At 31.5% G+C, this 21,010-nt stretch carries 15 protein-coding genes and 1 other RNA gene; 4 read left to right on the top strand and 12 right to left on the bottom strand.

All coding sequences use genetic code 11. The features are described 5' to 3' along the window. Nucleotides 1-22 precede the first annotated feature (22 nt). The 3 genes from DK442_RS08485 to DK442_RS08495 all read right to left on the bottom strand — a co-directional run bounded on the left by DK442_RS08485 (nucleotide 23) and on the right by DK442_RS08495 (nucleotide 5,972). Nucleotides 23-3,559, bottom strand: coding sequence for a T9SS type A sorting domain-containing protein (locus tag DK442_RS08485; protein WP_109435436.1), 3,537 nt, complete (start codon nucleotides 3,557-3,559; stop codon nucleotides 23-25). Nucleotides 3,560-3,562: 3 nt separating this feature from the next. Then, nucleotides 3,563-3,994 (bottom strand): hypothetical protein, encoded by a 432-nt coding sequence (locus DK442_RS08490; protein WP_109435437.1) that lies wholly within the window; start codon nucleotides 3,992-3,994, stop codon nucleotides 3,563-3,565. A gap of 352 nt (nucleotides 3,995-4,346) precedes the next feature. Continuing rightward, nucleotides 4,347-5,972, bottom strand: a complete 1,626-nt coding sequence (locus DK442_RS08495; RefSeq protein ID WP_109435438.1) for an ABC-F family ATP-binding cassette domain-containing protein — start codon at nucleotides 5,970-5,972, stop codon at nucleotides 4,347-4,349. Between the two features lie 267 nt (nucleotides 5,973-6,239). Here DK442_RS08495 and DK442_RS08500 point away from each other — a divergent pair, with 267 nt between their 5' ends. Then, nucleotides 6,240-7,685 (top strand): peroxiredoxin, encoded by a 1,446-nt coding sequence (locus DK442_RS08500; protein ID WP_109435439.1) that lies wholly within the window; start codon nucleotides 6,240-6,242, stop codon nucleotides 7,683-7,685. Between the two features lie 60 nt (nucleotides 7,686-7,745). Here the strand turns inward: DK442_RS08500 and fsa are convergent, their stop codons facing one another. The 3 genes from fsa to ffs form a co-directional block, all read right to left on the bottom strand. Next, the gene (fsa, locus tag DK442_RS08505; RefSeq protein WP_109435440.1) at nucleotides 7,746-8,399 is read right to left on the bottom strand and encodes a fructose-6-phosphate aldolase; all 654 of its coding nucleotides are present in this window, start codon (nucleotides 8,397-8,399) and stop codon (nucleotides 7,746-7,748) included. A 162-nt stretch (nucleotides 8,400-8,561) separates the two neighbouring features. Continuing rightward, nucleotides 8,562-9,383: an SDR family oxidoreductase gene (locus DK442_RS08510; protein ID WP_109435441.1), complete on the bottom strand. Its 822-nt coding sequence runs from the start codon at nucleotides 9,381-9,383 to the stop codon at nucleotides 8,562-8,564. Between the two features lie 98 nt (nucleotides 9,384-9,481). Continuing rightward, nucleotides 9,482-9,580: signal recognition particle sRNA small type (gene ffs, locus DK442_RS08515), an RNA gene on the bottom strand. A gap of 88 nt (nucleotides 9,581-9,668) precedes the next feature. Here ffs and DK442_RS08520 point away from each other — a divergent pair. The 3 genes from DK442_RS08520 to DK442_RS08530 all read left to right on the top strand — a co-directional run bounded on the left by DK442_RS08520 (nucleotide 9,669) and on the right by DK442_RS08530 (nucleotide 13,588). Further along, the gene (locus DK442_RS08520) at nucleotides 9,669-10,721 is read left to right on the top strand and encodes a glutaminyl-peptide cyclotransferase (protein ID WP_109435451.1); all 1,053 of its coding nucleotides are present in this window, start codon (nucleotides 9,669-9,671) and stop codon (nucleotides 10,719-10,721) included. A gap of 204 nt (nucleotides 10,722-10,925) precedes the next feature. After that, the gene (locus DK442_RS08525; protein ID WP_109435442.1) at nucleotides 10,926-12,689 is read left to right on the top strand and encodes a DEAD/DEAH box helicase; all 1,764 of its coding nucleotides are present in this window, start codon (nucleotides 10,926-10,928) and stop codon (nucleotides 12,687-12,689) included. Between the two features lie 134 nt (nucleotides 12,690-12,823). After that, complete coding sequence (locus DK442_RS08530) at nucleotides 12,824-13,588, top strand: carboxypeptidase-like regulatory domain-containing protein (protein WP_109435443.1); 765 nt, start codon at nucleotides 12,824-12,826, stop codon at nucleotides 13,586-13,588. Nucleotides 13,589-13,654: 66 nt separating this feature from the next. Here the strand turns inward: DK442_RS08530 and DK442_RS08535 are convergent, their stop codons facing one another. The 6 genes from DK442_RS08535 to DK442_RS08560 all read right to left on the bottom strand — a co-directional run. After that, on the bottom strand, nucleotides 13,655-14,020 hold the full coding sequence (locus DK442_RS08535) for a VOC family protein (protein ID WP_109435444.1): 366 nt from the start codon (nucleotides 14,018-14,020) through the stop codon (nucleotides 13,655-13,657). A gap of 39 nt (nucleotides 14,021-14,059) precedes the next feature. Beyond that, nucleotides 14,060-14,716: an RNA methyltransferase gene (locus DK442_RS08540; RefSeq protein WP_109435452.1), complete on the bottom strand. Its 657-nt coding sequence runs from the start codon at nucleotides 14,714-14,716 to the stop codon at nucleotides 14,060-14,062. A 1,917-nt stretch (nucleotides 14,717-16,633) separates the two neighbouring features. Next, nucleotides 16,634-17,449, bottom strand: coding sequence for a mechanosensitive ion channel family protein (locus DK442_RS08545; protein ID WP_109435445.1), 816 nt, complete (start codon nucleotides 17,447-17,449; stop codon nucleotides 16,634-16,636). Nucleotides 17,450-17,623: 174 nt separating this feature from the next. Continuing rightward, the gene (locus DK442_RS08550) at nucleotides 17,624-18,580 is read right to left on the bottom strand and encodes a type IX secretion system membrane protein PorP/SprF (protein WP_109435446.1); all 957 of its coding nucleotides are present in this window, start codon (nucleotides 18,578-18,580) and stop codon (nucleotides 17,624-17,626) included. A 36-nt stretch (nucleotides 18,581-18,616) separates the two neighbouring features. Then, nucleotides 18,617-18,922: a hypothetical protein gene (locus DK442_RS08555; RefSeq protein WP_109435447.1), complete on the bottom strand. Its 306-nt coding sequence runs from the start codon at nucleotides 18,920-18,922 to the stop codon at nucleotides 18,617-18,619. A 607-nt stretch (nucleotides 18,923-19,529) separates the two neighbouring features. Beyond that, on the bottom strand, nucleotides 19,530-21,010 hold a 1,481-nt coding region (locus DK442_RS08560; protein WP_200825100.1), incomplete at its 5' end, for a gliding motility-associated C-terminal domain-containing protein.

Here is a 21,010-nt window from a genome sequence, read left to right on the forward strand (position 1 = left end):
TATATTATTAATAATAATCTAGTTAGTTAATGATAATTCTAGATGTTTTTGTTCTAAAACCACCTGATCCAGAAATTTTAACCAAATACATCCCTGAATTAAGGTTCTCAAGAGATAATGATTGTTCTGAATTATTTAGTGTTCCTAACGCTTTTGAATATACAAGTCTTCCACTTAATCCATATACCTCTATAACACTATTAAGAACTGTACCTCCAGAGGATATTCTCACCTGCCCGTTAGAAATTGTTGGATAAAGAATCGGATCTTGTGTATTTCTAAGAACTTCCTCCTCCACTATTTCTTCTTCCGGAGCCACTTCTTTTTCAGCATTGATAGATCGTATAGCCCAACCAAAAGAGGTTACTCCAGGGTCCGAAATTAATCTAAAACGTATAGCAATCACATCTCCTGCATTGAAAAAATCTAATAGATTAATAGATTGTTCTTTAAATAAATCATCATTTATAGAAGGTGTAGGACCTGAATTAACAACATCGGTCCATTCGGGAAATTTCTCACCATCATAAGCATCTAAAGTTACCCAATTATTAAGATCACTAGAAGCTTCTATTGTCACATAGTCATAGAATCTACCTGGTGTAGGATCAAATTCTGTAATCGCAACATCTTCATAAGTAAAATCTCCATTATCTGCAGTAAGTGTGATTGGATGTTTTAAAACAGTACGATATTCTTTATTAATCAAATAAGGATGTCCAGAGTTATTAAGCACCGCCTGACTTACTGTTTCATCAACCGTGTTGATAACAAATTCATCACCAAAAGTATATACATCTGATGCTTCAAAAGTCTTGATAGAAACCAATTCTTGTGGCTCTGTAAAATCAATAACATCAAATGAAACAGAAGACAAAACTGATGCTGTACCAGAAGCATCTATTGCTTGTAACCCTAAGCTATGGTTTCCTTCTTCCAAACTTTCTATAGTATAAGTAAATGTAGTTCCTTGAGCAACATTATCTGTTATTTCTGCCGTTTCTTCTCCATCTACATACACTACAATTTTTTCAGCATCCTCGTTCTCTTGAACATAAGAAACCACCACATTTTGATTTTCTACTGACTCTTGAACCGCACTTACAATTGTTGGTGGTGCAAAATATGCTGGAGGTTCATATCCTTCTAATTCAACCAATGCGGCGGTCCAAACCCCTCTACCATGAGTAGCCATTACTACTTCATTGTTTACGATTTTCATTTGCCAAACAGAAAATGCAGGTAATCCAGCTAACAATGACCAATTTTTACCACCATCAAGCGTTTGAAAAACTCCTATATCGGTTCCTACCCATAATTTATTTTCATCAAAAGGCATTTCTACCAAACTATGAATCGCAACATCGGGAAATCCTCTATCTTCTCCTGTAGAAAAACCAGAAATATCTTCCCAGGTCTGACCTAAATCTTCAGTTTTTAAAATTTTAGCAGCTCCTTGTCCAGAAAACAAAACATAGGCTCTATTCTCATCCGTTGATGAAGTTTCAACTCCTGAGATAAAATAATTGTGATTTATACCATCTCTAGGATCAGAGAATAAAGCAGTGGGTTCATAAGAAACACCATTATCTTTAGATACGTGAATCACATAGCTACCAGATTCTGTCATTGCATTTCCTGCCCATACAACATCCGGGTTTGCAGTTGATACAGAAACATCCAATGCACTAGAGGCTCCTACTGAAAAATTATTCGGAATAGCAGTAAGCACCCAAGATTCTGCAAAATTAGTTGATCTCCATACACCACTAACACTTGGACTGAAAAGAACATTAGGATTATTGTTAGCATTTGTTATTTTAGAATAAAAAGGAGAAGTTCCTCGACCAGATTCCCCATGTCTTGCATTGAACCGTTGGCCATTTACAATACGTTCGAATCCATTATATTGTGAACCTCCGATAAATTTATTTGAATCTTCATAATTCCATAATACCTCAAATCCATCACCACCGATAATAAATGTATACGCTGTATCATCATTTGCACTGTCACCTGTTAATGATACCCAAGTACCATTATCTTGTGCACCTGCAATATAGTCTTCAACTCCATTACGTTTATCAGCTCCATAAAACTGAGTACAGTTTAATCCTGTAGCTGCAGTAGACCAATCATTAAGGGTTGTTCCTGGATCCAATAAATAATCTGTATGATATATTCCTCCATCATTAGCAAGAATTAATTTAAATTTCTTTTCTACGCCCTTGGTTATCCAAGTAATATTATGCTGATCTACATGCACATAATTATTAAGTTCTCCATTATATCCAGCAGCGATAGGTTGAAAAGTATAGTTTAAAGGACCGTCTGGAACTGGTTTGTTTTTTGCCGTTGTTCCATTTTTAATAGTTGCTTTGTTAATTTCAACTCTATGCATTACAACTCCACCTGCATAAAAAACATTTTCATTAAAAGGATGAGCTCTAATAATATTGTCATACCATCCTTGTCCTGTAATCAAATTTCCTTCTGCTGGAGCCCCTTCAAAACCAATTAATTTAAAACTTGCTCCGGCGTCACTTGTTACATAAAAATCTGTGTTTACAGCGGTAGTAGCATTACCTCCTGGTGTATATACTGAAATAAAAACTTTATTTGTATTTACTGGAGACACATCTAGTTCGAATCTTGCATGGTTCTCATTAAAATCATCCTTGTTTAAAACCAAATCCCAAGTTAATCCACCATCTGTACTTTTTATAACACCAATACCGTTTACCCCTCCATATAGTGTATTAAAACTTGAAGGATCGTAATCAAGGTCCTGAACATTCCCCTCTGTATAAGTATTTTGCCATGTTGTCCCACCATCTGAAGTAACAAAAATACCATTATCACTAGCTACTACAAGGTTATTCTCATCGGCAGGATTTATTACTAATCTACCAATTCCTCCAAATTCTTTTGTGTTTTGTAAAAACTCCCAGCTATCTCCGGCATTAGTACTTTTAAGAACTCCTATACCACCAATAGCATCTAAATTACCAAATGGTTCTCCAGTTCCTACATAAATCGTGTTTGGATTATTATCACTTATAACTACAGTAGAAGTAGATAAACTAGGCACCTTATAATCGGTTAAGTTTCGCCATGTAACTCCAGCATCCTCTGTTAACCAAAGTCCACCACCAACAGTACCAACATACCATTTATCCTCATTATCCGGCGCTACTTGTATACCACGTATTCTACCTGGTACATTTACAGGTCCACGTTCTTTAAAATTAATTATACTTGAGCTTTTTGCAGCAAATCTATTTTTATTTTTCATAGCTTTTTGATGCTCCGTCATCATAAAACCATCTTCATAAGTCGATTTTTCCGCTCCAATTGGCTTCATTAAATCAGAAATATGTTTAGCAATTTCCTCAATACCTTTCTTTTTACTGTAATCTTTTTTTGTTTTGTGCTTTTTACTAGTTTCGAGAGTTTTTATCTCTGTAATCTTTTGTTCTTTATTCGTATTGCAAGCAGAAAATACCGCTAACAAAAAAACAAAAATGAGTAGTTTCTTTAAGTTGAATTTGTGTTTCATGAGTTAGTTATTTAATTTAATGATTGTTATTTTTGTCTGAGTGTTTGATAGAAGTGCATCTTCGGGATTGTCAGATGCCGGCTTTTGTTCCATACCTACATATGGAATAAGCTTCAAAGAAGTATTATCGTTCCATTCTACATTAGTTCCTCTAAAATACCCTTCTTTTACTATATTTTTAGTTCCCGTATTGTATACAATGTACTCAAAATGAAATGCAGGATCACCCGGCTTTATAATTTTTTTAATTTGGAGCTCCATAGATTTGTCTCCATTCAATTTTGAAACTATAGTGTCGTTTCCCATTTTTGTAATAGGGTGAGGTGATTGTTTGTCTTGCTGTACAAGAGCCTTATTTTCAAAAGTTTTGCATTGTGCAAAAGAAAATATCGTCAAACCAAGAAAAAAGAGAATTGTAGTTTTTCTCAATAGCATTATTGTATTTTATAAATTACTTCTAAAACTGTATTAGCCATTAGTTAAATTAGTAACTTCTCTCTATTTTTTTTGGGGAAGAAATGTTGAGAGAATATATATATGCTGACACAGCAACAAAATATAATCTAATACGTGTTGCTAAAGTAGTTTTTATTTTTTTAAAAATCAACTACTTAATTCTTTATTTCAAAAAAACAAACCTTAAGTCATTGATAAAAAACTAAGCTAAATTATTAGCCTTTTTAAATCTTACAAAAGAAATAAAAATGAGATAATGTAAGATCAATTATTTAGCACTTATATTTTTGATGAGGCAAATAATATCCTATCTAGAACGAATAGCATCAAGTTAAACATTCACAGCATACATCTTTTCCCGAAGGTCTTTAATTTTTGGATCACTCATATATTCATCAAAAGTAGCATAACGATCAATAACACCATTCGGAGTTAATTCAATCACACGATTACCTACAGTTTGTGCAAATTCATGATCATGTGTAGTAAAAAGGATTGTGCCTTTAAATTTTGTTAGAGAATTATTAAAAGCTGTAATAGATTCCAGATCAAGATGGTTTGTTGGTTCATCCAACATCAATACATTGGCCCTTGTCATCATCATTTTAGACAACATGCAACGAACTTTTTCTCCTCCCGATAAAACATTTGATTTTTTAAGTGCTTCTTCTCCGCTAAAAATCATTTTCCCCAGAAAACCTCTAATAAAAACTTCTTCTCTTTCTTCTTCTGTAGTTGCCCACTGACGTAACCAATCTACCAGAGTCAAATCGTTCTGAAAATACTCACTATTATCTGCTGGCAAATAAGATTGAGTCGTAGTAATTCCCCATGCAAATTTACCTGCATCTGCTTTCTGTTTATCATTTAATATCTGATAAAATGCAGAAGTCGCTCTAGAATCTTTTGAAAAAACAACGACTTTATCACCTTTATTAAGATTAACATCAATACCACTAAACAATGTTTCTCCATCCACAGAAGCGGATAACCCTTCTACATTTAAAATTTGATCTCCAGCTTCTCTATCTCTTTCAAAAATTATTGCAGGATAACGTCGACTGGATGGTCTGATATCCTCAATATTAAGTTTTTCGATCATTTTTTTACGAGAGGTAGCTTGTTTTGACTTCGCTACATTGGCACTAAATCGTGCAATAAACTCCTGTAATTCTTTTTTCTTTTCTTCTGCTTTTTTGTTTTGTTGTGCTCTTTGTCTTGCTGCTAATTGAGACGATTCATACCAAAATGTATAGTTACCACTATAATGATTAATCTTACTAAAATCGATGTCAGAAATATGGGTGCATACGGCATCAAGAAAGTGACGGTCGTGAGACACCACAATTACAGTATTGTCATAATTTGCAAGAAAACTTTCTAACCATGATATCGTTTCGTAATCAAGATCATTTGTAGGCTCATCCATAATTAATACATCTGGATTACCAAACAAACATTGAGAAAGCAGTACTCTAACCCTTTGTTTTGTATCAAGATCTGACATTTGCGTGTAATGTAAATCTTCTTTGATACCTAAATTAGAAAGCATTGCTGCTGCGTCACTATCAGCATTCCAACCGTTCATTTCTTCAAACTGTACTTGAAGCTCTCCTATTTTCTCTGCATTTTCGTCAGTATAATCAGCATACAAAGCATCGATCTCTTTCTTTATCTTATACAGTTGCTTATTTCCCATAATTACAGTTTCTAATACTGTATATTCATCATATGCATAATGATTCTGTTCCAAAACAGACATCCTCTTTCCTGGTTCCAAATGTACATGACCAGATGTAGGTTCCATAACTCCAGAAAGAATTTTGAGAAATGTTGATTTACCAGCACCATTAGCACCAATAATACCATAGCAATTCCCCTGGGTAAAAGCTGTATTTACTTCATCAAAGAGTACTCGTTTACCAAATTGAACCGAAAGATTAGAAACTGATAGCATAATTATGAAAAATTGAAAAAAATTATAATTCGCCGCAAAAGTAGAAAAATGGATTCAGAACCTGAAACAATCTATCATTAATTTATTATACTTTCCTTCTGTTTATAAAGAATTCGAAGCATAATCATTGAACAAAAAAAATGAAGTAAAAAACAATAGATTCCCTTAATTCCTTAACAGATATAGAATTAACGTATAATTAACAACGGCAAAAGGAGTTTCCTTTTATTTTTGAGCGAATAGTCAGTTAATTTTATAGTACCCAAAATGCAATTTTCCGTATTAAAATATTTTGCTCAAGCTTCTTTCCTTTCCTGTTTACTATGGAGTTGTGACACTCCAGAAAACAGTAAACGAGAATACACTTATTTTGGCGGAGAAATTGTGAACCCAAACACCAATTATGTTATATTATCAAAAGGGTACGATTATAGGGATACTATTTTATTAGATAAAAATAATAGGTTTTTACATAAAATTGAAAATTTAGAAAACGGATTATATTCATTCCGACATAATCCTGAGAACCAAGTTGTTCTTCTTGAAAAAGGAGATAGTATTCTTATACGATTGAATACATTAGAATTTGATGAATCTCTTGTTTTCACAGGAGATGGTGCGGGAAAAAACAATTTCTTGATCGAAATGTTTATTCAAAATGAAATGGAACGTCAAAAATTAAAAAGAACTGGTTTACAATTTTCTCCCGCTTATTTTAAAAAGGATCAAGATTCTCTTTTAAGATACAAACTAAAGAGATTTGAAAAACTTACGAATAAATACGAATTAAGCGATTTAGCCAAAAAACTTACTCAAGCTAGTTTTATATTAGATTATTACACTAGACATGAACTCTATTATCATGGCCGTTACGGTATTGGAGGTCTGGATGCTACAAAGGATCTTCCAGAATCCTTTTTTGACTATAGAGTCAGCATAAATCTTAATGATGATGAATTAAAAAGATTGTATGCATATAACAGATATCTAAATTATTATTTTACAAATTCTTCCCTGGCAAATTATTCTAATGAGCTATCACAATACAGAGGTGAAGTAGGAAGTATCATACACAAACTAAATTTAATTGATAGTTTGGTAGATCATCCCTATATAAAAAATAGTTTACTAAGACGGGCGACTACTAATTTTTTATTAGAAAGTCAAAACAACCCTGATTCTGATAAAATATTAAAACACTATTTATCAGTAAGCTCTAATAAAAGATCTCAACGGGAATTAAGAAAACTTACTCGTTCAATTTCAAAATTAAGACCAAATCATGTTATTCCTGATCAAGAATTAATTACTTCAAAAGGAGAAGTCGTAAAACTATCTTCTCTTTTTAATAAACCAATTACTGCACTGTATTTTTGGTCTATGGAAAGTAAAGATCATTATGTAAGAGCTCATAAAAAAGCAGAATACTTAAAAACGTTATATCCCGGTATCGATTTTATTGCAGTAAATACTGACGATGAACAAACAAAAAACTGGTTAAAAACAATCAAAAGGCATCACTACAACCTGAATTACGAATATGAGTTTAAGTATCCTAAATGCTCATCAGAAGAACTTGTAATACATTATAGAAACAAAGTAATCCTTGTTGATAATGAAGGTAAAATCATAAATGCTAAGGCTAATTTATTTGCTTCTATTTTTGAAAAACAATTAATGCAATATACTCAATTGGCAAGTTTAGAAAACTAAAAAGCCACCCATTTGAAGAGTAGCTTTCTAAATACTTTTTAAAAGATGTATTCTTTTTCTTTAATTTCCTTTTTTATAATCTTCAAGAAATTTAGCAAGTCCAATATCTGTTAATGGATGCTTTAATAAACCTTCTATTGAAGATAGAGGACCAGTCATCACATCAGCTCCTATTTTAGCACAATCGATTACATGCATTGTATGTCTAACAGATGCAGCTAATATCTGAGTATCAAAACCATAATTATCATAAATCAATCTAATTTCTGCAATAAGATTAAGACCATCTGTAGAAATATCATCTAATCTTCCTATAAATGGGGAAACATAAGTAGCTCCCGCTTTAGCAGCCAGCAAAGCCTGACCAGCAGAAAAAACTAGAGTACAATTAGTTTTTATACCTTTATCACTAAAATATTTAATTGCTTTTACTCCTTCTTTAATCATTGGTACTTTTACAATAATTTGATCGTGAAGTTTTGCTAATTCTTCTCCTTCTTTTATCATACCTTCAAAATCAGTAGAGATCACTTCTGCACTAACATCTCCAGTTACAATATCACATATTTTCTTATAGTGATTAATTATATTTTCTTTACCAGTGATACCTTCTTTAGCCATCAAAGACGGATTTGTAGTTACTCCATCCAAAACTCCTAAATCCTGCGCTTCTTTAATTTGATCAAGATTAGCTGTATCAATAAAAAATTTCATAGTACTATGTTTAAAATTGTTGTGTTTTTATTATTGACCGCGAATATAAAAATAATCATTGTTGCGGTAAACAATCTTTTCGTTTATTTAGGGATTTCTTTTCTATCTCAACTTATTTTTCATCAGGTATATATAACCAGTTTTATACCTACAGTGTAAAAATTATAACTTATAATGATTCATCAACATTTTCTCATACATCTTATCCGGCAAAATTCGTTTTAGCACAATTGAGAATTTCTGCATAAATACTCCCACTTTATAATGCACCTTAGGTTTTTTACTTTTAATAATTTTAAAAACAGCTTCTGCCATTTCTAAAGGATTGCTGCCAGAATCGACATGTCCATCCATTAACTTTAAAGTATCCCCATATGGTTTCTCGTACGGAGAACCATCTATAACCGGAGCATGGTATCGACCCGCTGCAATATTTGTAGCAAAATCTCCCGGAGCTACATTGGTCATTTCGATATTAAAACTCTTTAATTCCATTCGCCATGCTTCAGTAGTCATTTCCAAAGCAGCCTTGGAAGCACTATAAATTCCACGATATGGTAGTCCCATATACCCTGCTATAGAAGTTATATTAATTACCAAACCACTACCTTGTTTTCGCATTAAAGGTAATACAGCCTTCGTTACGTTAATTGGTCCAAAATAATTTGTCGTAAAGTTTCTAATTATTTCTTCTTCTGGAATCTCTTCTATAGGACCAGTTATCCCCGCACCTGCATTATTTATCAACACATCCAAACGTCCATGTTTTTCTTCAATTATCTTAACCGCAGATGTAATACTATCAGTATCAGCCACATCTAACTGAAGGAGGCTAAACATATTAAAATCAGGAAACCTTAAAGGATTACGACTTGTACCATATACTATATATCCTTTTTCTGTAAGGTATGCACCTATTGATTTCCCAATTCCTGAGGAGCCGCCGGTGATTAAAACAACAGTGGTATTTTGATTTGTGTTCATATACGCAAATATACAATTCTGATTTACGAATTTCGATTAAAGAATTGATGAATTATAAATAAGAAAAGAGTGAGAATTTGTCAAATTTATTGTACAAAAAAAGGCAAGCTACCTACATCACACTGCTACAACCGTCTACCTTTGCTGCGTTCCCGCCCTGGAGGATTCAACAGGAGCTAGTTGTGTAGGACTTGCCGGTGCAAAGATACAATCTTTAGTAAATAAAACAATGATTTTTTAAACCCAATTAAAATAAATATCTTGCTTCAAAATTTAACCACACAAATGAAGATTCATAACTCCTTCGTCATCATTATATTAAGTCTATTTATCTTTTCATGCGGCAGCAATCAGGAAAAGAAAAAAAAATATTTTTCCATCATTACAGAAGATAATCAAACCAAATTCGTGCTTGGTCAGACGATAAAAGCTGATATTACAAATAAACAGAATATTAAAATTGACTCTGTAGCATATGTATTAGATGATAAGAGAGTCATTGTAAAAAATGATTTTAAATATGAAGAAAAAATAGACACTGAAAGATTAGGAAATCATATACTAAAAGCTCAAGTATTCTATGGTGGTAATATAGATACCATTACCAAAAAGATAACTTTTCTTAATAATGCATCTCCTAAATTATACAGCTACAAAATAATTGCAGAATACCCGCATGACAAAGAAGCTTTTACTCAAGGCTTAGAATTTTTTGGAGATACTCTTTATGAGAGTACAGGACAAAAAGGAAAATCTACACTAAGAAAGGTCAATTACAAAACAGGAGAAGTTCTGGTAAAAAAAGATATTGACAAGCAATATTTTGCTGAAGGAATTACCATATTAAATGATAAAATATTTCAATTAACATGGACTGCAAAAGAAGGGTTTATTTATGATCTCACAACTTTAAAAAAAACAGGAACTTTTGCATATAATCAAAGTAAAGAAGGTTGGGGCTTGTGTAATAATGGTACCGATATTTATAAAAGCGATGGTACTCAAAAAATATGGATTCTTGATGCCAATACACTTGCAGAAAAACGTTATATCGAAGTAACCACAAATAAAGGTGCTAAATCAAGGTTTAATGAACTGGAATGGGTGGAAGGTAAAATTTATGCAAATACTTGGCAAAAAGATGGTATTGCTATAATTAATCCAAAAAATGGTGCTTTAGAAGCAGTCATTAACTTAAGTGGCTTACGTAAAAAAGTATTACAACATCAAAATCTGGATGTCTTAAATGGTATAGCATATAAGGCAGATACCAAACATCTTTTTGTAACTGGTAAAAATTGGGATAAAATTTTTGAAATTGAAGTAATAAAGCAATAAAAAAATAAGCATAAGCACCTAAATTTAAATGAATTAACCACGATTTTAAGACCATCAAACTATTCACACCATTCAAAAAATGGGTTTAGAAACACGTAAAATTATCAGCCCTAACTTTAATACGAATTGCAACACTATAATAAGTACCTCGTTATTGTAATAGACAGATAATAAACCGTACCTTTGCGGCTTATTTTTAGCTATATGAATAAATTTGAAGCATTAGGCCTAGGTGAAGCCATTATAAAGGCGGTGAATGATATGGGTTTCGAAACCCCGAGTGAGGTACAGGAAAAGGCAATCCCTATTTTGCTTAATGAAGATACAGATATCGTTGCGTTAGCGCAAACCGGTACAGGAAAAACAGCTGCTTTTGGTTTTCCTTTAATTGAAAAAGTAGATAATAAGAGTAGAATTACACAAGGATTAATCCTTTCTCCTACTCGTGAACTATGTTTACAAATTACCAATGAACTTAAAAATTACTCTAAACATGTCCCAGGGTTACATACTGTAGCCATTTATGGAGGGGCAAGTATAACTGATCAGGCAAAACAAATAAAACGTGGTGCGCAGATCATTGTTGCTACTCCTGGAAGAATGCAAGATATGATCAATCGTAAATTGGTTGATATTTCTAATATTGGTTACTGTATATTAGATGAAGCAGATGAAATGTTAAACATGGGATTCTATGAGGATATTAATGCTATTTTATCTCATACTCCAAAAGACAAAAACACCTGGTTATTCTCAGCCACCATGCCAAAAGAGGTGTCTACAATTGCAAAACGTTTCATGAGTACACCTATAGAAATTACTGTAGGTCATAAAAACACAGGATCTAAAAACGTTTCTCACGAATATTATGTAGTAAACTCTCGTGACCGATACGCTGCCTTAAAACGTCTATCAGATGCCAATCCTGATATTTTTTCTGTGGTATTCTGTCGTACCAAAAGAGATACACAAAAAGTAGCAGAAAATCTTATTGAGGATGGATACAACGCTGCTGCTTTACATGGTGATTTAAGTCAAAATCAGCGTGATTTGGTAATGAAAAGCTTTAGAAATCGACAAATTCAAATGCTGGTTGCTACAGATGTTGCTGCAAGAGGGATTGATGTTGATGACGTAACCCATGTTATTAATTATCAACTTCCTGACGAGATAGAAACGTATACCCACCGAAGCGGAAGAACTGGACGTGCAGGGAAAAGTGGAGTTTCTATGGTCATTGTTTCTAAAAGTGAAGTTAGAAAAATTAAGTCTGTAGAACGAATCATCAAAAAGAATTTTGAGAAAAAAGAAATCCCAAGTGGAGAAGAAATATGCCAGGTTCAGTTATTTCACTTGGCAAGTGATATCGGAAAAGCAGAAATAAATCATGAAATCGATAGTTACTTACCTTCTATTAATGAAGTATTAGAAGAGTTTTCTAAGGAAGAATTGATTAAAAAATTCTTTTCAGTAGAATTCTCACGTTTTCATAATTATTATAAAAAATCCAGAGATCTAAATGCTATAGGCAGTGATCGAGAGGGTAATTCTAGAAACAATGATGGCAGTACTCGTTATTTTATCAATGTAGGAGAAAAAGATGGATTTGATTGGATGACTTTAAAAGACTTCCTTAAAGATGTCTTGTCGTTAGGAAGTGATTCTTTAAGTCGGGTAGATGTAAAAGAAAGTTTTTCATTCTTTAATACTAATGCTGAGCATCAAGAACTTGTGCTTTCTGTTTTTGAAAATTTCAAAATGGAAGGCAGAAAAGTTAATGTAGAAATTTCTAAAGATTCTGGCCGAAGAGGCGGAAGACGCCGTCGTGATGATGGTGGAGGATATAAAGGAAAACGTAGAAGTAACGACTTTAAACCAAAAGGTAAAAAGCGCTTTGGCTCTAATGAAGACAGAGGTAGTGGAGGAAATCAAAGAAGAGATCGAAGAAAGCGTAGCGATCGCAGATAAATCAAATGATATGTCTTGGTATTCAATATTTTTTAAAAATTAATCTATTGAATACCAAGGTTTAACAAAGTAATATGATTTTTGGCGCGATTTTTATGTTATATTATTAAAAAATGAACGTCATATTATAATACATGAAGAGAATATTATTTTACATAGCACTAATCATTGGTATAACCTCTTTTGCACAGGACAATAATTCTGAAGCTGTATCAGGTAAGGTATTAAATGCTGCTACAGACCAAACATTAGAAAATGTTCATATTGTGAACCTTAGTCAGGTAATTGGTACTATTACTGATGATTCTGGAAATTTTAATATTCCTGCCAAAGTAAATGATACTCTTTATTTTTCTTATATCGGATACAAGCCATTACGGGTTAGAGTTACCAATGATTGGATTAAGTTTGGAGAAGTTAAAATTAAAATGACCGAACTAGGTATTGCCTTAGAAGAAGTTGTAGTTGCCGATGTACAGCTAACTGGTTATCTGGAGATCGATGCTAAAAGAATTCCTATTTACAACAACTATAGATATAGTATTTCTGGATTAAATTCTGGTTATGAAGGAGGCAGCAAACAACCCGGAGCTGTCAATAAAGTTTTAGGAGCTATATTTAATCCTGCAGATTTTCTCTATAACATTTTTAGTAAACGATCTAAAGAGCTCAGAAAGCTTCGTAAGATGAAAAAAGACGATGAAATCAGAAATCTTTTGGAAACCAAGTTTGATCGTGCGACATTAACAGCATTACTCCAGGTAGAACGTTTAGATATAGACGAAATACTTCGCAATTGTAACTATTCTATCGATTTTATAAAATTCGCTAATGATCTTCAAATCCTCGATGCAATAAGTGAATGTTATGAAGAATACAAAATTTTAGACAGAAAATAAAAGATTAAATTAGAAGTATTATTTATAAAGTACGTCTTCATATCATAAATAAAACCTGATTATTTTTTAATTTGAAGAGTGTAGTGCAATTCTATTACCTTCTGAATCTATAAAATAAGCCATATAACCATGCTCTTCAGAAATTTGCTTTTTATTTAGAACTACTTTTCCTCCAGCATCTTCTACTCTACTCATTTCATTTGATACATCTGTACAAGAAAAATATACTAAAACCCCATTCTCACTTGGAGTATAATGACCTTCTGCCTCAACTAAAGATCCTGTAGCAATACCAGATTGATTTTTATTAGGAAACCATCCCATTTGCAAGCCATCCATGTCATGTATGGAAATCTCAATATCGAATACTTTTTCATAAAAAGCTTTTGCTCTATTCATATCAGTAACGGGAATTTCAAACCATGCTATCATAATATAAAACGTTTAACTGTTATTTTATTTATTTGAAATTTACTTATTATCATGGTAACGTGCAATAATTTGCTCATGACTTTTAATAACTTTCTTCGCCCATTCCATTCGCTTTTGTAGTTTTTCTTCTTCTTGCAATTGCCATTTAATCTCTGTATCTCTAAGTTGAGAAGTCACATGTTGTAGTATAATTGCAGCAGACACCGAAATATTTAGGCTTTCTGTAAAACCAACCATAGGTATATGTAATCTACTATCTGAAGCTTCAAGTACTTCATCACTCAACCCCTGTTGCTCTCTTCCAAAGAAAAAAGCAGCGGGTTGATTAATATTAAAATCTCCTAAAACCTTTGAGTCATCATGCGGAGAAGTTGCCACAATTTGATATCCTTTAGCTTTAAGAACATCAATACATTCTTTTGTAGATGAATACCGGTTAATATCAACCCATTTTTGTGCTCCCATAGCAATTTCTCTATCTATCCGTTTTACATTTACCTCTTCAATTACATGTACATTCTGAACACCAAACACATCACAACTTCTTATCACCGCACTTGTATTATGTAATTGGTATACATCTTCTACGGCAACTGTAAAATAATTTGTTCTATTGTCTAAAACTTTTTTATTAAGATATTGTCGTCTAGGAGTAAGAAAAGATTCTAAATATTCAAGCAGTTTTATATCTATCATAGCTGCTAAAATATAAAACAATATACTTATAAACTCAAAAAAGAGGGTCGTCTGATAGTTTTATCAAACAACCCTCTGCCCATCTACTTAATTTAACTTAATTTATATTAACATAGGAATACATATCACATTAATAGAAATTAAAATGATAATGTAATCCTAGATCTAAAATTCAGATTTTAAAAACACGTAAAATTAAAATATGAAATCATTTGATTTTTGACAATATAAAACCTCCCGCAATTACCCCTAAAAACGAGAGGTTTATAGTAAACACATTGTCAAAATGTATTTTTATAACTAATAACTAAATAGTTATCAGCTACTTTATATTTTTATCTGATCAATAAAGCTAACTAATATAAAACCTCCCGAAATTACCCCTAAAAACAGGAGGTTTATAGTAAACACATTGTCAAAATGTACTCTTATAACTAATCTCCATTAGTTATTTTATTTTTTTCTGACTAGTTGTAAATTAATATAAAACCTCCCGAAATTACCCCTAAAAACAGGAGGTTTATAGTAAACACATTGTCAAAATGTAACCTTATAACTAATTATATTTTAATAATTAGTTTCATTTTATTTATTTGACAATACAAATGCTACTTTTTAAATTAAAACCTCCTGAAATTACCCCTAACAACAGGAGGTTTATAGTAAACACATTGTCAAAATGTACTTTATAATCAATCACATAAATATTGTAATTGGTTTTATTTTTCTTCTTCAATATTATATATCATAACGCATCTCCTCAATCTTATAAAAACCTGATAAATTAGTTTTATGAATAGGGAAAAATATATCGCTTAACGTCATCTTTTTAAAAACAAAAAAAACACTGAAAATCAAATTATTACAACTATAAACTATATTCTTATAGCATGTAGAAGCTCTAAACTCTGTTAAAAAAACTGTTAAGAAAGTGCTAAAAAACTTACGGGAATACCGTAAAAAAGATAAAGAATACCTATATTTCGCACTTGAAAAATTACCAAAAGAATGTATCTTCTTTTCTTTTAAGGAAAGACAAGTCTCATTAAAACAAGACCATAAATTATATCTTGTAATTGCAAGAATTAATAATCCACTCATAATGGTTAATTTTTAAATTAATCGTTATTCAGACCCTGCTTTTGTTGGCTCGCCAAAGTTTTACAATTGCGGGGTTGTTTTGTTTAAACATCTAGTCTAGTATACAGTATAATTTTTATAAAAAATACTCCTAGCTAATTGTCCAAAACATATTTTACTATTTACCAATTTTTATTTTCATCATAATTCATGTACTAAACAAATAGTACATATATTGCTTATATATATCAATAAAAATATATGATATATATTTACATATATAGATTTTATTTGACCTTACTACGTGTTTACAAATTAAAAATATATAGAATATAAAAACCAAAAGGTAGGGGTAAGAAAATAAGTTTTTATTCTTCTAAACTATATTTCATGTTTTACTAAAAAACAATACTTAAAGATAATCACAATTTGCCAAACACACATACGACAAAAACACCTAATTATTACGGTTAAACCGTAAAAAATCTTTATCCCGTTTATACGCTAAAAAATTCAAATAACATAAATTAAAATTCTAATCAAAAAAAGTCATAAACACCTAAAAAACAATGATTTGAAATTTAATAACAGTGATTTTCAACAAACAAAAAAAGTAAGAATATTCTTCAATAGAAATTAAATAAAGTTATTTTTAACTATAATTTAACGCCTTTTATCCGTTTTTATTTTTTTAAAAAACGTCAAATTATGGAAAACAAGCTGCATTAAATCCTCAAAATAATTATAATACTCTAGTTTTCCGATAGTTAATTAGTTTTATAGCTTTTAAGAAGAATATACACATTAAACTCCTGATATATTTCTCTCTCTTTATTACTAAGCTTTCTTTTGAATTTCTACAGAATGAGGATAAGGAATTTCTATTCCTGCTTTATCTAGAGCAAGTTTACAGTTTTCTAACGTTTCAAAATATACATTCCAATATTCTTCTGGAGCACAATAAGGTCTGACAGCAAAATCGACAGAGCTCTCTCCCAATTGAGATACATTTACTGATGGTGCGGGATCTTGTAGAACTTTTGGATTAGATACTAATACTTGTAACAATACTTCTTTGGCCTGTTTAATATCTTCATCATAACCGATACCTATAGTAAGGTCTACTCTCATCACACCTTCGGCAGTATAATTAATGATATTACCATTTGCAAGAGCTCCATTAGGTATAATAGCCAATTTATTTCCTGGTGTAATTAATTTTGTTGTAAAAATCTCAATTTCTTTTACAGATCCTACTACTCCTTGTGCTTCAATAAAATCCCCTATTTTGTAAGGTCTAAAAATCATGATAAGTACTCCACCAGCAAAATTAGATAGGGATCCTTGTAATGCTAAACCAACAGCTAAACCAGCAGCAGCAATTACAGCAGCAAACGTAGTGACATCTATCCCTAATCTGGAAATCACAAGGATAATCAAAAATATTTTTAAGGCCCAATTTACAAGATTTAATAAAAATTTCTGCAAAGATTCATCATACTTCCCTTTAGCCATTATTCGTCCAGCACTTCCTATCATTTTTTTTATTACCCATGATCCTATAATAAAAATTAAAATTGCAGTAACTAGCTTTGGACCAAATTCTTTTGCTAATTCGATACCATAATTAAACCATTCTTGAGCTTTTTCCATTTGTTTAGAGTGTTAGTTGTGTATTGATAACAGAATATTATTATGTTTATTATTATTCTTTTTTTGAATATAAAATTTATATATAAATTCTTAAAAAGAATAACCAATCATTTTGGAAATAACATTATCAAATTGATTTTTTCTATCAACCACTATATTAGGAAAAATAATGATTTAAAAGAAGCGAGGAGTTAACATTCTATTATATTTTTTAAAGAGCTCGAATCTTAACATTACTTCATAGCTCCCATCATTAAATTGTGTTTGTCCCAGTTCAGTTGTTTCTCTATCATAAGCTAAACCAATCATTAATGCGTCAGATATTTGAAAACCTATCTGACCTGTCACAGCTGCACTCCAGCGATAGGCAACTCCTAAAGTTAGCCGTTCATACATCAAAAAATTTGCAGAAACATCAACTTGTAATGGTGCTCCAAAAACCAATTTACCTAATACTGCTGGTTTAAACTTTAAATTATCATTTAGATCAAATACATAACCAGTTATCAGATAATAGTTAATACGCTCTTCTGCCAAAAAGCTAACCGCTTCACTATCACTACTTGTACTACTTTCATCAAAATGATTAGTTTCTAAGAGACTAGGAGCACTTAAACCAAAATAAAATTTATCAGTATGATAGTAAAACCCTACCCCTATTTGTGGACTAAATTTATTATCAATATTATTTTCAAATAAAGCATCATTACCGTTAAACTGAGATAATCGTTGGAAATCAACATTTAGTAAATGCCCTCCTGCTTTAATTCCTAAACTCAGTTTTCCTCTTTCAGATAGTGGTATTGTGTATGAAAAATCGATACCAAAATAAGTCTCATCCGTTGGACCAATTTCATCATTAACGATTGACAATCCTAACCCTAAACGTTCATTAGTTCCCATGGGGGTATTAATTGTTAATGTCTGAGTACGAGGTGCACCATCCAAACCAACCCATTGACTGCGATGCAATCCCATAATACTAAGTACTCCTCGACTTCCTGCATAGGCAGGGTTAACACTAATAGTATTATACATATATTGAGTATACTGAGCATCTTGCTGCGCATAACTATTATGAAACACAACATTCAAAAGTACTATAGTAATTATTATATGTATAATTTTCATAGACGACAATTTTGTATACCTAATCTTGATAAAAGATTATAAATATATCATTGAGATATCATTTGCATATTTGCCATTTTTATAAATGATAACATTTTTGCCTTCAATTCGTATTTCATCATGTTTATTGAGTATTAATGAAGAAGAGGTTTCTAAAAATGAATATGCTATAAATAAATATGTACATAATAAAAAAGCAAGTATTCCTATTAAAAAAAATATAGAATAATTAGAGGTAACTTTTATTTGTTGTTGAATAGAGTTTGAATTGATATCTTGATTGATATCGTTTGAAGAAAAAAAACTACATACATCTAATGATGTAAAAAATTGAAACCTCATAGTGGTTATTATATTAGATTTATCGTTACTCAGACCCCCACTAATTACTAGCTCGCCAAAGTTTTATAATAGCGGGATTGTTTTTTTATTTTTTCTTCAAAAAGAAGAATACCAATTATACTTATTCATCATTTTGTATAACAAAGAATACATTCATAAAATCAAGGTTCCTTGAATTGTTATAAAATATGGTTTTCAGTATTATTTTTTTTAAAATAATATCACCGTATAATATATTGTACTATCATATCAATTTTAGCCATTTTAACAAACTTAGTTGACTATCAAAAATCTATGATAAAGAGGTAAGAAAACAATATATTTAAGATAAAATTCTTCTATTAAAAACCTATTGTTTTAGAACAATATCAATTATATTATATTTCTTTTAACATCATAAATTTATAGATAAAACTTTAATTGGTACTTCACTCATACATCAAAATAAATACGCTAAAACCGTAAACCTACTTCAACTACTTGATTTCCAATATCAAAGATTCTTTATCAAATAGTGCAATCAGTACCGACTACCCTATTTAAATTAACAATGTGTGTTTTTCATTTTATTATAGTTTATTATTACTAATTAAAACTTGAAAAGCTACTATCTATGAATATATAAATAGCCTGCTTTATTTTTTCTTTCTCCAGATGCTAAAATATATTCAAGCACATAATAATATGTCCCTACAGGTAACTCTTCACTCTCTTTTATAGTTGATCTACCCTTAGAAACTCCTCTGAAAAAATTATCATTTCTTCCATAATCATCAGCTTCAAATACTTTGACTCCCCAACGATTATAAACCTCTAATGTATTTTCATATTTTTCTATTCCATTTATCATAAATACATCGTTAACTCCATCCCCATTAGGAGTCACACCAGAATATATAATAATCTCATCATCCATACGAATTACAGTAACTGTTTCATCTTCAAAATCTCCATCATTATCTATATCAATATTAGTATCATTTGAAGGATCGTCTGACATATCGGTCACATCCTCTCCATTAGGATTTTGACCAATTACAGTTGCTTGATTGGTTACTTCTCCTAAAAGTATATCTTCTTCTGTTAAAATATAAGTAGCTGTAAAACTATTCACATCTATTTCTCCTACTTCCAAATCTATAGGACCTCCGATAACTTCTATTCCTTCTAATGGATCTATAAGAACAATATTTGTTATATCTACATTCCCATTATTTTCAACTGTAAAAGAATATTGTATTTCATCTCCTACATTTAAAACGTTATCATTATTGGCATCTATATAAACACCTACCTTGGTTAATTCTAAATTTGATATACTATTTACATTTCCAACTCTAACATTTATTATCGCGTCATCACAATCAATAGGTATAGCTATACTACATAAACTATATCTGATTGTATAATCTCCTGGTGGTGTACCAGGCAATACTAATATTTCACCTGTTGCAATATCAAGACTGACACCATCGCTTGGATTTGGGTCTAATATGGAAGTAATAACTACATCTACTCCTAGAGTAGCTCCATTACCATTAATAGTGTCATTGTTATCAACAATATTAGTCGAGTTACCACCCGTATCTCCCGCTATAATTACATTATCATCATTAGCAGTAATGCATGAAGGAGAATTTATTGAAATCATTTCTTGGCAACTGACAGTAGTTACTGTAATATCCACATTATCTCCTGATATAATATTTGTAATACTCCATATATTACCAGAAACATTTGTTATTATTCCAGTTGTACTTGTTACAACTCCACCATTAACAGTAACTTCCATTGAATATGTTGTTTTATCTGCTGAACAAGTTGGCCCGCTTGTAATGCTAATAGTTGGTACTGCTGTTATGGTTACATCCCTGGTTGCAGTAGCATCAGGACATCCCCCTGTACCACTTACTGTATAGGTCATGGTCACCGTACCTGCTGCTACTCCGGTAATCAGTCCAGTGCTTGAATTAATCGTTGCTATGCTAATATCGGCTGAACTCCAACTTCCTCCAGCCTCTGTAGAACTAAAGGTAGTCGTACCGGCGATACATGCTTCCTGAGTTCCGGATAGTGTTCCCGCTGTAG

The sequence above is a fragment of the Aquimarina sp. AU119 genome, from assembly GCF_900312735.1.
GTDB lineage: Bacteria > Bacteroidota > Bacteroidia > Flavobacteriales > Flavobacteriaceae > Aquimarina > Aquimarina algiphila.

Coding starts and splice junctions, on each gene's coding strand:
- DK442_RS08485 (WP_109435436.1), bottom strand. CDS start 3,559: ATGAAACACAAATTCAACTTAAAGAAACTACTCATTTTTGTTTTTTTG.
- DK442_RS08490 (WP_109435437.1), bottom strand. CDS start 3,994: ATGCTATTGAGAAAAACTACAATTCTCTTTTTTCTTGGTTTGACGATA.
- DK442_RS08495 (WP_109435438.1), bottom strand. CDS start 5,972: ATGCTATCAGTTTCTAATCTTTCGGTTCAATTTGGTAAACGAGTACTC.
- DK442_RS08500 (WP_109435439.1), top strand. CDS start 6,240: ATGCAATTTTCCGTATTAAAATATTTTGCTCAAGCTTCTTTCCTTTCC.
- fsa (WP_109435440.1), bottom strand. CDS start 8,399: ATGAAATTTTTTATTGATACAGCTAATCTTGATCAAATTAAAGAAGCG.
- DK442_RS08510 (WP_109435441.1), bottom strand. CDS start 9,383: ATGAACACAAATCAAAATACCACTGTTGTTTTAATCACCGGCGGCTCC.
- DK442_RS08520 (WP_109435451.1), top strand. CDS start 9,669: ATGAAGATTCATAACTCCTTCGTCATCATTATATTAAGTCTATTTATC.
- DK442_RS08525 (WP_109435442.1), top strand. CDS start 10,926: ATGAATAAATTTGAAGCATTAGGCCTAGGTGAAGCCATTATAAAGGCG.
- DK442_RS08530 (WP_109435443.1), top strand. CDS start 12,824: ATGAAGAGAATATTATTTTACATAGCACTAATCATTGGTATAACCTCT.
- DK442_RS08535 (WP_109435444.1), bottom strand. CDS start 14,020: ATGATAGCATGGTTTGAAATTCCCGTTACTGATATGAATAGAGCAAAA.
- DK442_RS08540 (WP_109435452.1), bottom strand. CDS start 14,716: ATGATAGATATAAAACTGCTTGAATATTTAGAATCTTTTCTTACTCCT.
- DK442_RS08545 (WP_109435445.1), bottom strand. CDS start 17,449: ATGGAAAAAGCTCAAGAATGGTTTAATTATGGTATCGAATTAGCAAAA.
- DK442_RS08550 (WP_109435446.1), bottom strand. CDS start 18,580: ATGAAAATTATACATATAATAATTACTATAGTACTTTTGAATGTTGTG.
- DK442_RS08555 (WP_109435447.1), bottom strand. CDS start 18,922: ATGAGGTTTCAATTTTTTACATCATTAGATGTATGTAGTTTTTTTTCT.